Here is a 12021-nt window from a genome sequence, read left to right as displayed (position 1 = left end):
CGGTCTGCCCGCCGCCCCGCTCGGGCCTGTGGACGACCAGCCCCACAGGACCCGGGCGGGGAGGCTGCGGTTCGGTCAGCCCTTGTGGCGCGGCTTGCGGTCGGCGGTGCGGCCGGGGCCCCGGTCGGGCTGGAGCTCGATGAGCTTGCCGGAGATCCGGGTGTCCTCGAGCTTCTTCAGCACCGTGGGCGACAGGTCGGCCGGCAGCTCGACGAGCGAGAAGTCCGGACGGATCTGGATGTGGCCGAAGTCGGCACGCTGCAGGCCGCCCTCGTTGGCGATCGCGCCGACGATCTGGCGGGGCTCGACCTTGTGCCGCTTGCCGACGTTGATGCGGTAGGTCGCCATCGGCACGTCGGTGCGACCGCGCGGGCGGCGCTCGCCGCGGTCGGGGCGGTCGCCCCGGTCCGGGCGGTCGTCGAGGCGCTGCGGGCGCTTCTCGGCGGCGGGGTCGAGCAGCAACGGGGTGTCGCCCTGGGCCACGACGGCGAGCGCGGCGGCCACGTCGACCTCGGGCACGTCGTACTCCTTGACGTAGTGCCCGATGATGTCGCGGAACTTCTCGATCCGGTCGGCCTGCCCGAGCGCCGCGGTGATCGCGTCGTCGAAGCGGGAGAGCCGCGTGGCGTTGACGTCGTCGACGTTCGGCAGCGGCATCTGGGTGAGCGGCTGCTTGGTGGCCTTCTCGATGTGCTTGAGCAGGTAGCGCTCGCGCGGGGTGACGAACGAGATCGCGTCGCCGGTCCGGCCCGCGCGGCCGGTGCGGCCGATGCGGTGGACGTAGGACTCGGTGTCGGTCGGGATGTCGTAGTTGACGACGTGGCTGATCCGCTCGACGTCGAGGCCGCGGGCGGCGACGTCGGTGGCGACGAGGATGTCGAGCTTGCCCGACTTCAGCTGGTTGACCGTGCGCTCACGCACGGCCTGGGCGACGTCGCCGTTGATCGCGGCGGCGGAGAACCCACGGGCGCGCAGCTTCTCGGCGAGCGTCTCGGTCTCGTGCTTGGTGCGGACGAAGACGATCATCCCCTCGAAGTTCTCGACCTCGAGGATGCGCGTGAGCGCGTCGACCTTTTGCGGGTAGCTCACGAGCAGGTAGCGCTGGGTGATGTTGGCTGCCGTCGTGGTGCTCGCCTTGACGGTGATCTCCTGCGGGTCGCGCAGGTAGGACTTCGAGAGCCGGCGGATCTGCGCGGGCATCGTCGCGGAGAACAGCGCGACGTTCTTGTCCTCGGGCGTGCTGGCGAGGATCGTCTCGACGTCCTCGGCGAAGCCCATGTTGAGCATCTCGTCGGCCTCGTCGAGCACGAGGAACCGCAGCTCGGAGAGGTCGAGGGTGCCCTTGTCGAGGTGGTCCATGATCCGGCCCGGCGTGCCGACGACGACGTGGACGCCGCGGCGCAGGGCGGAGAGCTGTACGCCGTACGCCTGGCCGCCGTAGACCGGCAGGACGTGGACGCCCTTGCGGTGCGCGGCGTACCGCTCGAACGCCTCGCACACCTGGAGCGCGAGCTCACGGGTGGGGGCGAGCACGAGCGCCTGGGGCGTCTTCTGCTTGAGGTCGAGCTTGCTGAGGATCGGCAGCGCGAACGCGGCGGTCTTGCCGGTGCCGGTCTGCGCCAGGCCGACCACGTCGCGGCCCTCGAGGAGCGGCGGGATGGTGGCGGCCTGGATGGGCGAGGGCGTCTCGTAGCCGACGTCCTTCAGCGCGCGCAGCACGGCGTCGTCGAGGCCCAGGTCCGCGAAGGTGGTCGTGGGGGCAGAGGCGTCGTCGGTGGTGCTCACCCTCCCCACCGTAGAGGTTCGGCGTGTCGGGCCGCTCTTCCGCGTCGCGGTGCGCTGGGTCACCGCCGTGGGCGCGCCCACGCCGCAGCGGGGCCGGCGGCGGCCCGGTCGAGCGTGCGCGGGAGCGCGATTCGCACTCAGCGGGCCGCTCGGCCGTCCAGGTGGAGCGTCATGCCGTCCTCAGCGGTTCCCTGGCTCTTTCGGTGGGGACCGGCTACTCTTGGTGAACAGAAGGTGAACAGAAGGTGTCCCATGCAGGAATCCACGGTGACCATGAGGCCGCACGCGCGCCCCGCCATGCACTGGGTGCCCGTCGTCGACAGCCGCGGCCGCACCCGGATGGAGGCGCGCTGGTTCGACCCCGGCGTCGCGTCGGCCGGGACGACGGCCGCCCGCTCCGCCGCTTGAGGCGGCAGACCGACCACTGCACCGCAGCCGCGCACCCCCTCTAGGGGTGCGCGGCTGCTGCGTTTCCCGGCCGTCGCCCCACTGGGGTGCCCCGTCCGCTGTTTGCACCGCTCCGTTTGCCCTGCTCCGCAGCTGTGGTCCAGACCACGTGCCGTCGGCGGAATCAAACCGGACCGCGGTCCGTTCTGGTGGTTGAACTTTGAACGAACCTCGGATCGCACCCGAGGACCCGACCACCACCTCAGGAGCCTCGCATGAGCATCTTCAGCCGCAAGTCCGACACCGCCACCGCCGAGCCGGTCTTCGACGCCGCCACCACCGCCGTCGAAGACATCACCGGCGACTACACCATCGACGCCTCGCACAGCCGGATCGGCTTCAGCGCCCGCCACGCGATGGTCACCACCGTCCGCGGCGCGTTCAAGGAGTTCGAGGGCACCGCCCGCATCGACGCCGCGAACCCCGCCGCCTCCTCCGTCTCGCTGACCATCCGGACCGCGAGCATCGACACCGGCTCCGCGGACCGCGACGGCCACCTGGTCTCGGCCGACTTCTTCGACGCAGAGAAGAACCCCGAGATCACCTTCCGCTCCACCCAGGTCGAGAAGGTCGACGCCGACACCTGGGCGATCACCGGCGACCTCACCATCGCCGGCACCACCAAGGCCGTCACTGTCGCCTTCGACGAGACCGGATCCGCGCAGGACCCGTTCGGCAACCTCCGCGTCGGCTTCGAGGGCAGCACCGCCATCAACCGCAAGGACTGGGGCCTGACCTGGAACGCCGCGCTCGAGACCGGCGGCGTCCTCGTCTCCGAGAAGATCAAGCTCGAGTTCGACGTCTCGGCGATCAAGAACGCCTGACACACCGCGTCCTGGACGCGACCCGCAGCACCCCGGACGGGGCCGCCCTTGAAAATGGGGCGGCCCCGTCCGCCGTTCCCGTGGTCTCATGCCCCGCATGAACGCTGCTGACGTGCCCGGGCACCCCGGCCTGCCCGGCCTCCCCGCCGGCCTCACCAGCCGGCCGCTGACGATGGCCGACGCCGAGGCCGTGCACGCGGTCATCGCCGCCGAGGAGGTCGCCGACCTCGGCGAGGCCGAGCTGACGCTGGAGGACGTGGTCGCGGACTGGCAGCGGCCGTCGTACGACGTCGCCGCCAGCACCATCGGCGTCCTGGACGGCGACCGGCTCGTGGCGTACGCCGACCTCTCCGCGCCCGACGTCGCCTACACCGCCGTTCACCCCGACCACCACGGCCGCGGCATCGGCACGGCGCTCGCGCGGTGGGTCCAGGACCGGGCTCGCGCGGCCGGGTCCACCCGCGTCGGGACGCAGGTGCCGGAGGGGAGCGCGGCCGACCGGCTGATGGCCGACCTCGGCTACGAGGTGCGCTGGACCGCGTGGGACCTCGAGCTGCCCGAGGGCGCGGAGGTCCAGGCCCGGCCGCTCCCGGACGGGTACGCGCTGCGCGACGCGACCGACGCCGACCACGAGGCGGCGTGGACGCTGGTCGAGGACGCGTTCCTCGAGTGGTCGGACCGCGAGCGGATGCCGCTGGCCGACTTCGGCGCCCGGGTGTGGGGGCGGCCCGGCTTCGAGCCGTGGAACCTGCGGCTGCTGCTGCACGGCGAGGACCTCGTCGGCGTGACGCACGTCTTCCTCGCCGGGGACGCGGCGTACGTCGCCCGCATCGCGGTCCGCCCCGACCACCGCGGCCGCGGGCTGGCGCCGGCGATGCTCGTCGACGCGTTCGGGCGGGCACGCGAGCACGGCGCGGCCCGGTGCTACCTCTCGACCGACACCCGCGCCGGCGCGCGCGGCCTCTACGAGAAGGTCGGGATGGTCGTGTCCTCGACGTGGGTCAACCGGAGCGTCACCCTGTAGCCCATGGCCTCGTTCGTGACCCGCTACGACTTCCGCGTCCCGGGCGGCGACGCCGCCATCCGGCAGGAGGTCTACGCGCGGTCGCTGGAGCAGGCGGCGTACGTCGACGCGCACGGCCACGACGCGATCATGCTGTCCGAGCACCACGCGGCCGAGGACGGCTACCTCCCCTCGCCGCTGCTCGTCGCCTCCGCGATGGCCGCGGTCACGCAGCGGGTGCCGATCACGGTCGCCGCGCTCCTGCCGAACCTGCACGACCCGCTGCGGCTGGCCGAGGACATCGCGGTGCTCGACCACCTCAGCGGCGGGCGGGTCAGCTTCACGCTCGGGCTGGGCTACCGCGAGGTGGAGTACGCGCTGTTCGACAAGCCGTGGCGCACCCGCGGCCGTGACCTCGAGGCCGCGATCACCACGATGCTGGACGCGTGGGCGACCGGCCGGGTCACGCCGCGGCCGTTCAGCGACCCGCACCCCTTCCTCCTCTACGGCGGCGGCACGCCGGCCGCCGCCCGCCGCGCGGCCCGGCTCGGGTTGTCCTTCCAGCCGCAGCACTCCGACCCCGCGCTGAAGGAGGAGTACGTCGCCGCGTGCCGTGAGCTCGGCCGCGAGCCCGGGATCGTGCTGACCGCGCCGGCCGGCCCGGCGAACGTGTTCTGCGCCGAACGGCCCGAGGAGTTCTGGGAGCGCTGGGGCCACCACCTGCTCGCCGACGCCACGGCTTACCAGGAGTGGCACGGCGACGCCGCCTCGCACGTCCTCGACCCCTCCACCACCGTCGAGGAGATGATGCGCGCCGGGGTCTACCTCGTCTGCACCCCCGACGACCTGGTCGAGCGGATCCGCTCCCGCGAGGTCCGCCTCGTGACCAACCACCCCGCCTGCGGCGGCCTCCCCGCCGACCCCTCCTGGACGTCGCTGCGCCTCGTCACCGAGACAGTCATGCCGGCGGTGCGGGCGTAGGGCGGGCGATCAGTACCCCCGGCGGGTATCAGGATCCCAAGTGAACTTGGGATGCCCGAGGTTCCCTGCCATCGCAACAGCCGAGAAGTGCGCACGATGGCCGTGAAGTGACGCCCCGGACGGCCGAGCCGACCTCAGACCTGGACGGTCGTGACGACGCTGGTGACCGAGGGACGGGCCGGGGTCGAGGAGAACCCGAAGCGCGGGGGCGGCTCGACGCGGGTGAGGTCGCCGAGGGGTACGCCGTCGAACGCGCCGCCGGCGGCGGTGACGGCGTGGTGGTCGGTCGCGCCGTACCACTCCCGCCGCGAACCGGCGGCCGAGCCGCGCGTGCGCACGCCGTCCAGGACGACCCGGGCGACCGGGTCGGTCAGCGTGCAGAACGCCGGAGAGGTGGCGAGCCGGTCCGGCACCAGGCGCAGCAGCCGGCCGAGCGCGGTCCGGCGGCCGACGGCCAGGTCGAGGGTCAGCGAGTCGGAGCGGACCCCCCACCGCCCGCCCTGCTCCGTGACGGCGAACGGCTCGATCCGCACCTCGTCGAAGGTGTACGTCGCCGCGATGAACTCCGCCGCGTCCTCGTGCGGCGCGAGCAGCACCCGGTGGCCCGCGGGGGTCTCGACCATCGCGTCGGCGAACGCCCCGAGCGGGGTGTCGTGCCAGTGCCCGACCACGACCCGCACGCCGCTCGTCGTGCCGATCCCTGCGATCCGACCGTGGAAGCGCTGCCTCACCCGGCCGGGCCCGCCCGGTCCGGAGCAGGCTCGACGACGAGCGGCAGCGCCGCGTCCCGCCGCAGCGAGGCGGGCAGGCCGGACACCGCGACGAGGGCGACGAAGCCGCTGATCAGCTTGTCGCCCAGCGAGACCAGGAGGTTCGACGCGCCGACCGCGACGACGAGCTGCGCGCCGTACGCCTCGACCGTCTGCCGGATCGACTCCTGGCCGTGGCCGACGGAGCCGTCGAGGACCAGCAGCAGGATCGGCACCGCGACCAGGCTGCACGCGACGGCCACCAGCACGTTGAGGCCGAGGAACCGCGGCAACGTGCGGCCCATCCCCCACCGTCGGACGCCCCAGCCCCACAGCAGCGCGCCGAGCACGTTGACCAGCGCGAACGGCAGCGAGATCAGGCCGCTCGGCACGGAGCCGGCGACGTTGGTGGTGAGCCCGACGGCCGCGCCGTGCCACGGCCCGAGCGCGAACGCCGCCAGCGCGGTCCCCACCATGTCGAGGTGGGCCGGGAGCTTCAGCAGCACCACCAGCTCGCGCCCGACGAGGTTGACCGCCACGCACGCGAGGAGCAGCAGGAGGACCTGGCGACGCCGGGGCCGCTCGGCGACCGGTCCGGCCTCCGCACGCGGCGGCTCGGCCGGGGCCGGAGAGGGAGCCGGGGCAGGCCGGGGGTCGCGCAACCACGCGTCCACGAGCGCCGGGTCACCGTCGAGGGCGCGGACGATCTCGCGCACCAGCGGGACGTTCACCCGGGCGCGGCCGGTGCGGAAGGCGTCGTACACCGTCGTCCGTGCGACCCGCGCAGCGTGCTCGTCCAGGCCGTCGGCGACGCGCTGCTCGGCCACGCGGCGGGCGATCTCGGCGAAGGACGGCTCGCCCGCTGTCCGCCGCAGCACCTGCAGCTCCTCGGCGAACCGGTCCCACCGGCTGGCCCCGGGGTGCGCCGTCGGGTCGTGACTGGGTTCGCGACGGGTGTCGTCGACGTGCACGGGCGCCCCCTCCCGGATGAGTGCGTCGCTGCCTGCTGCGTGCCTGCGGTGACCAGCCTAGGAGCCGTACGCCGCCTGCGCTGCGTGTTCGGGAACGTCCGGGGTCGGCGCCCGGCGGCCCGAACGGCTCGTCGGGGCCCGGAGCGACCCGACACTTGACCGGCGGACCTCCCGAGCCGGGGGGTGCTCGGGGGTCCGCACCCCGTCGCGACCGCCGCACCGCCAGTGCCCGCACGAGGAGACGCCCGCATGACCGACCCCTTTGCCTGGTTGCCCGACGCCGACCGACGCCTGCTGGAGTCGTACCGCCGGATCGGCTGCGCCGAGGGCGAGGCCCTGCTCGCCGTCGGCGGCGACCTGCTCCAGCGCTCGTCCGGTCCCGGCGGCGACGTCGACCCGGCGCACCTGCAGCGCTTCCTCGCCGCCGCCGGGCTCACCTGCGACGACGTCCGCGACGCCCTCGGCCTGCGCTTCGGCGCTGCCGGCTGAGCCTCCGCCGGGGGCTGGTCCGGCGGGGGCTGGGTCCGGCGCCGGGGTACGGTCCACTCCCCGCTGTCCCGCTCTCCCCGAGGTCGCCATGTCCTACCTGTCCAGCCGCTCCTCCGCCGTGACCCGCCCCCGTCTCGCCGCGCTCGCCGCGGGCGTCGTGCTCACTGCCGCGCTCACCGGCTGCGGCTCCGACGACGAGTCGAGCGGAGGCTCCGGTGGCTCCAGCGACGAGGTCGTCGTGCTGGACCAGGAGCAGGTCGACCAGGCCGTCCTGTCGATCGACAACCTCGGTCCCGGCTTCGTCGTCGACGAGGACGACGACAGCGAGAACGGCGACGACGCGGACGAGGAGGCGGACACCGACCTCGGCTGCCTCGACGCGGTCGACGACGACCTGGAGGAGTCGGAGGCGAAGGCGGAGGTGTCGTACGCCGCCGTCAACGACCTCGAGTCGCCGACCGTGGACAGCGGGGTGTCGTCGTACGGATCCGTCGACGACGTGACGGAGCGGTTCGAGCGGCTCCGGACGGCGCTGGCCGACTGCACCAGCATCGAGGTGTCCGAGGACGAGGTGTCCTTCTCGCTCACGGTGGAGAGCAACGAGGAGACGTCCTCCGACGAGGTCGAGGAGCAGCTCAACATCACCGCGACCGGCACCGCCTCGACCCAGGGCGTCGAGCTCCCGGTGGCCATGCGCCTGTCCGCGGCGCGGGTCGACAACCACGTCGTCTTCCTCAGCCGCTTCGACCTCGGCGCCGACGGTGCGCTCGAGCCCTACACCGAGGCAGCCGTCGGGCGCCTGCTCGCCGTGCTCGACGGCGAGACGCCCGACGACGAGACGGTGGTCGTCGACGGTTCCGGGAGCGCCGCCTGATGCTGCGCCGGCTGCTCCTCCTCGTGAGCAGCTCGCTGCTCGCCCTCGCTCTCGCGGCGCCGGTCACGACGGCCGCCGCCGACGCCCCCGCCCCGACGCCGCAGACGCCGACACCGACGACGCCGACGACGCAGCCCGACGTCCTGCTCACGCTGCTCGTGCCGCACGCGGAGGTCGGGCGGCCGACTCCGGCGACCCTGACCGCGACCCGGGACGGCGAGCCCGTCGCCGGCTTGGTCGTCGAGGTCACCCGCACCGGGCCGACCGTGGCCGAGCCGGCAACCACGACCGCTGTGACCGACGATGCCGGCGTGGCGACGTTCGAGGTCCTCGTGACGGCCGAAGGGGAGTTCTCGGTGGTCGCGACGGTGACCGACGCGACCGGTGCGCTCGTCGGCACCGCCGGGCCGGTCGTCGCCCAGGGCTACTGGCTCGACAGCTGCGGGGGCGGCTACCCCGGGATCACCGCGCCCGCCTCGGGGCGCTGCTCGCCGCCGGAGCCGATAATCACCCGGTCGAAGAACGCCCGCAACGGGGACGACCGGATCCGTGTCGACAACGTCGCCGCGGGGGGCACCGTCCGCGTCCGCCTCTTCCGCCACGAGGGCACGGGCCGGCAGCGCATCCGGACCGCGGAGGTAGCGGAGGGCGGCCACCGGTGGTTCCGGGTCACCGACCACAACAGCCGGAGGACGACCCGCTACTCCGTGGCGATCGTGCCGGCCGACGGCCCCCGACGCACCCGGACGTTCCAGGTGCGCTGAGCGTCGGTCAGCGGATCTGAGCGCCCGAGATCGCGCGCGCGATGACGAGCCGCTGGATCTCGGAGGTGCCCTCGAAGATCGTGTAGATCTTGGCGTCGCGAGCCATCCGCTCGACCGGGTACTCCCGGGTGAAGCCGTTGCCGCCGAGGATCTGCATGGCCTGGCCGGTCACCTTCACCGCGGTCTCGCCGGCAACGAGCTTGGACATCGAGCCCTCGGCCGCCTCGAACGTCTTGCCCTGGCTGGCCATCCACGCCGCGCGCCACACCAGCAGCCGGGCAGAGTCGATCGCGGTCTTCATGTCGGCCAGCGCGAAGGCGATCGCCTGGTTCTCGATGATCGGGCGGCCGAACTGCTCGCGCGTCCTGGCGTAGTCCAGGGCGACCTCGTACGCCGCCCGCGCGATGCCGACGGCCTGCGCGCCGACCGCGGGACGGGTGCGCTCGAACGTCGCCATGCTGGCGTTGCCACCGGCGCGCGTGCCCTCGCGGGCGCGGGCGAGGCGGGCGTCGAGCTTCTCCTTGCCGCCGAGCAGGCAGCGGCCGGGCACGCGGACCCGGTCGAGGACGACCTCGGCGGTGTGCGAGGCGCGGATGCCGTGCTTGTGGAACTTCTGGCCCTGGCTGAGCCCCTTCGTGCCGGGCGGCACGACGAACGACGCCTGCCCGCGGGCGCGCAGGTCGGGGTCGACGACGGCGGTCACGACGTGCACGTCGGCCAGCCCGCCGTTGGTGGCCCAGGTCTTGGTGCCGTTGATGACCCACTCGTCGGTAGCCTCGTCGTACGTCGCCCGGGTGCGCATTGCGCCCACGTCGCTGCCGGCGTCGGGCTCGGAGGAGCAGAACGCGCCGAGCCGCAGGTCGCCGGGCTCGCCGAACATCTGCGGCACCCACTCGCCGACCTGCTCGGGCGTGCCGTTCGCGCTGACGCCCGCCGCGGCCAGGGCGGTCCCGACGATCGCGAGACCGATGCCGGCGTCGCCCCAGAACAGCTCCTCCATCGTCACCGGGATGCCGAGCCCGGTCTCGTCGAAGCTCTGCGTGGCGAAGAAGTCGAGGGAGTAGAGGCCGATCTTCGCGGCCTCCTCCAGCACCGGCCAGGGGAACTCCTCGCGCTCGTCCCACTCGGCCGCGGCCGGGCGGATGACGTCGGCGGCGAAGGAGTGGACCCAGCTCCGGAGCTCGAGGTGGTCGGGACCGAGGTCGAACGAGGGTGTCGTCACGTACCGGAGGGTAACCACGCCCGCCGCCGGTGTCTGCCGGTGCTGCGGACCACGGAGGCGGCGACCTGACAAACGTCATGCGGAACCGGTGAGCAGGCGCACTGGCCCGAGGCGCGGTCCACCGGGAGGGTGGAGCCATGACCACCTCCGCACCTCCCGGCCCGCACATCGAGGTCCGCGGCCTGCGCCGCAGCTACGGCACCGGCACGACGGCGTTCGAGGCGGTGCGCGGCATCGACCTCGTCGTCGAGCCCGGCACCGTCGTCGCCCTGCTGGGCACCAACGGCGCCGGCAAGACCTCCGCGCTCGAGGTGGTCGAGGGGCTGGCGCCGCCCACCGACGGCGAGGTCCGGGTGCTGGGCCTGGACCCGGTCGCGGACCGGGCGGAGGTACGCCGCCGCACCGGCGTGCTGCTGCAGACCAGCGGGTTCCCCGCGGACCTGACCGTCGGGGAGACCCTGCGGATGTGGTCCGCGACGATGACCGCGCCCCGGCCGGTCGAGGACGCGCTGGCCGAGCTCGACCTGACCGACCGCGTGGACGTGCGCGTCCGCAGCCTGTCCGGCGGCGAGCTGCGCCGGCTCGACCTGGCCTGCACGCTGCTCGGCGAGCCGGAGGCCGTGCTGCTCGACGAGCCGACCACGGGCCTCGACCCGGAGAGCCGGCGGCGCGTGTGGGACCTCGTCGCGGGCCTGCGCGACCGGGGCTGCTCGGTGCTGCTGACCACCCACCACCTCGAGGAGGCCGAGACGCTGGCCGACCGGGTGGCGATCATGCACGCCGGCCGGATCGTCCGCGAGGGCACGCCGGCCCAGCTCGGCGCCGACCACCCCTCGACGATCCGGTTCGAGGGGGCCGCCCCGGCCGGGCTGCCTGACCTCGCCCGCCTGCCCGCCGCCAGGCGGGTCGCCACCGACCACGGCCGGACCACGATCGAGTCCCACGACCTCCAGGCGACGCTGACCGCGCTGCTCGCGGACGCGGCCGACGGCGGCGTACGCCTGGCCGGTCTGGAGGCGCGCAGCGCGACGCTCGAGTCGGTCTTCCTGGCCGTCGCCTCGGGTGCCCACAACGACGACCGCGCTCTGGAAGGAGCCGACCGATGACCACGCTCTCCCCCGCCCGCACCCTGGGGCTGGCCCGCGCCAACGCGACGCTGGTGGTGCGCAACAAGCTCACGCTGACGTACGCCGTCGTGATCCCGCTGGCGCCGCTCCTGCTGCTGCTCGTGGGCGACACCGGGGACGGCTCGAACGGCGCCGGCGCGGCCGCGATCGTGACCGCCCTGATGATGGCCGCGCTGTTCCCGGTCTTCTACAACCTGCTGTCCCAGCTGGTCACGCGCCGTGACGAGCTGGTGCTCAAGCGGCTGCGCACCGGGGAGAGCACCGACGCGGAGATCATCACCTCGCTCGCGCTCCCCGGCTTCGTGATCGCGCTGGCGACGGCGCTCGTCGCGGTGCCGGTCGCGATGCTGCTCGGGCAGCCCGCACCGCTCAACCCGCTGCTCTACGCCGTCACCGTCGTCGTCACGCTGCTGCTCTTCGCGGCGTTCGCCCTGTGGACGGCGGCCTGGACGAAGAACGCCGAGGCCGCGCAGATCACCAGCATGCCGGTGATCCTGCTGGCCGTGCTGGGACAGGTCGCGATCGGCTTCCCCGACGAGGTGCGCCGGTTCACCGACCTGACCCCGGGCGCGGCGATGACCGACCTGGTGCGGGTGAGCTGGTTCGGCTTCGGCACCGACGACGTCGAGCGGACCCTCGACCTCGCCGGCACCTGGTCGGCCGCCGGCCAGCCGCTGCTCGTCCTGGTCGCCTGGGCGGCCGTCGCGGTCTACCTCGCCCGGCGCTCGATGCGCTGGGAGCCCCGGTCGTGACCGACCGTGGCGAGCGCGGAGGTGACGGGGCCG

At 73.7% G+C, this 12021-nt stretch carries 13 protein-coding genes; 9 read left to right on the top strand and 4 right to left on the bottom strand.

Annotated elements, in window-relative coordinates:
- Positions 1-75: 75 nt before the first annotated feature.
- Positions 76-1785, bottom strand: coding sequence for a DEAD/DEAH box helicase (locus tag H7344_RS04695; RefSeq protein ID WP_186344843.1), 1710 nt, complete (start codon positions 1783-1785; stop codon positions 76-78).
- Between the two features lie 252 nt (positions 1786-2037).
- On the opposite strand from H7344_RS04695, the gene H7344_RS04690 reads away from it, so the two are divergent.
- From H7344_RS04690 to H7344_RS04675, 4 genes are all read left to right on the top strand, one after another.
- Positions 2038-2193, top strand: a complete 156-nt coding sequence (locus H7344_RS04690; protein WP_186344842.1) for a hypothetical protein — start codon at positions 2038-2040, stop codon at positions 2191-2193.
- 254 nt (positions 2194-2447) lie between these two features.
- The gene (locus H7344_RS04685; RefSeq protein WP_186344841.1) at positions 2448-3056 is read left to right on the top strand and encodes a YceI family protein; all 609 of its coding nucleotides are present in this window, start codon (positions 2448-2450) and stop codon (positions 3054-3056) included.
- Between the two features lie 97 nt (positions 3057-3153).
- A complete protein-coding gene (locus H7344_RS04680; protein WP_186344840.1) occupies positions 3154-4080 on the top strand; it encodes a GNAT family N-acetyltransferase in 927 nt (308 codons plus the stop codon).
- 3 nt (positions 4081-4083) lie between these two features.
- Positions 4084-5040: an LLM class flavin-dependent oxidoreductase gene (locus tag H7344_RS04675; RefSeq protein WP_186344839.1), complete on the top strand. Its 957-nt coding sequence runs from the start codon at positions 4084-4086 to the stop codon at positions 5038-5040.
- Positions 5041-5174: 134 nt separating this feature from the next.
- On the opposite strand, the gene H7344_RS04670 is transcribed toward H7344_RS04675, so the two are convergent.
- A complete protein-coding gene (locus H7344_RS04670; protein WP_186344838.1) occupies positions 5175-5771 on the bottom strand; it encodes a hypothetical protein in 597 nt (198 codons plus the stop codon).
- Positions 5768-6760 (bottom strand): ECF transporter S component, encoded by a 993-nt coding sequence (locus H7344_RS04665; RefSeq protein ID WP_186344837.1) that lies wholly within the window; start codon positions 6758-6760, stop codon positions 5768-5770. The genes H7344_RS04670 and H7344_RS04665 overlap by 4 nt, the downstream gene beginning before the upstream one ends.
- A 249-nt stretch (positions 6761-7009) precedes the next feature.
- On the opposite strand from H7344_RS04665, the gene H7344_RS04660 reads away from it, so the two are divergent.
- The 3 genes from H7344_RS04660 to H7344_RS04650 all read left to right on the top strand — a co-directional run bounded on the left by H7344_RS04660 (position 7010) and on the right by H7344_RS04650 (position 8887).
- Positions 7010-7249 (top strand): hypothetical protein, encoded by a 240-nt coding sequence (locus H7344_RS04660; protein WP_186344836.1) that lies wholly within the window; start codon positions 7010-7012, stop codon positions 7247-7249.
- 88 nt (positions 7250-7337) lie between these two features.
- Positions 7338-8123 (top strand): hypothetical protein, encoded by a 786-nt coding sequence (locus tag H7344_RS04655; protein WP_186344835.1) that lies wholly within the window; start codon positions 7338-7340, stop codon positions 8121-8123.
- Positions 8123-8887 carry an Ig-like domain-containing protein gene (locus H7344_RS04650; protein ID WP_186344834.1) on the top strand — a complete coding sequence of 255 codons (765 nt, stop codon included), beginning with the start codon at positions 8123-8125 and terminating at the stop codon, positions 8885-8887. The genes H7344_RS04655 and H7344_RS04650 overlap by 1 nt, the downstream gene beginning before the upstream one ends.
- 7 nt (positions 8888-8894) lie before the next feature.
- Here H7344_RS04650 and H7344_RS04645 read toward each other — a convergent pair whose 3' ends face one another.
- The gene (locus H7344_RS04645; protein ID WP_186344833.1) at positions 8895-10109 is read right to left on the bottom strand and encodes an acyl-CoA dehydrogenase family protein; all 1215 of its coding nucleotides are present in this window, start codon (positions 10107-10109) and stop codon (positions 8895-8897) included.
- A gap of 137 nt (positions 10110-10246) precedes the next feature.
- Here H7344_RS04645 and H7344_RS04640 point away from each other — a divergent pair, with 137 nt between their 5' ends.
- Both H7344_RS04640 and H7344_RS04635 read left to right on the top strand, forming a co-directional pair.
- A complete protein-coding gene (locus H7344_RS04640; RefSeq protein WP_186344832.1) occupies positions 10247-11215 on the top strand; it encodes an ABC transporter ATP-binding protein in 969 nt (322 codons plus the stop codon).
- Positions 11212-11988 carry an ABC transporter permease gene (locus H7344_RS04635; protein ID WP_186344831.1) on the top strand — a complete coding sequence of 259 codons (777 nt, stop codon included), beginning with the start codon at positions 11212-11214 and terminating at the stop codon, positions 11986-11988. Before H7344_RS04640 ends, H7344_RS04635 begins: the two co-directional genes overlap by 4 nt.
- Positions 11989-12021 lie beyond the last annotated feature (33 nt).

This window comes from Nocardioides deserti, assembly GCF_014266025.1.
GTDB classification, from domain to species: Bacteria; Actinomycetota; Actinomycetes; order Propionibacteriales; family Nocardioidaceae; genus Nocardioides; species Nocardioides deserti.
The sequence above is the reverse complement of the archived record's forward strand: the minus strand, read 5'-3'. Positions and strand labels throughout refer to the sequence as shown.

Bases quoted from the DNA above. Each gene is read 5' to 3' on its own strand.
- H7344_RS04660 (WP_186344836.1), top strand. From the start codon at position 7,010: ATGACCGACCCCTTTGCCTGGTTGCCCGACGCCGACCGACGCCTGCTG.
- H7344_RS04685 (WP_186344841.1), top strand. From the start codon at position 2,448: ATGAGCATCTTCAGCCGCAAGTCCGACACCGCCACCGCCGAGCCGGTC.
- H7344_RS04650 (WP_186344834.1), top strand. From the start codon at position 8,123: ATGCTGCGCCGGCTGCTCCTCCTCGTGAGCAGCTCGCTGCTCGCCCTC.
- H7344_RS04675 (WP_186344839.1), top strand. From the start codon at position 4,084: ATGGCCTCGTTCGTGACCCGCTACGACTTCCGCGTCCCGGGCGGCGAC.
- H7344_RS04640 (WP_186344832.1), top strand. From the start codon at position 10,247: ATGACCACCTCCGCACCTCCCGGCCCGCACATCGAGGTCCGCGGCCTG.
- H7344_RS04680 (WP_186344840.1), top strand. From the start codon at position 3,154: ATGAACGCTGCTGACGTGCCCGGGCACCCCGGCCTGCCCGGCCTCCCC.
- H7344_RS04655 (WP_186344835.1), top strand. From the start codon at position 7,338: ATGTCCTACCTGTCCAGCCGCTCCTCCGCCGTGACCCGCCCCCGTCTC.
- H7344_RS04690 (WP_186344842.1), top strand. From the start codon at position 2,038: ATGCAGGAATCCACGGTGACCATGAGGCCGCACGCGCGCCCCGCCATG.
- H7344_RS04635 (WP_186344831.1), top strand. From the start codon at position 11,212: ATGACCACGCTCTCCCCCGCCCGCACCCTGGGGCTGGCCCGCGCCAAC.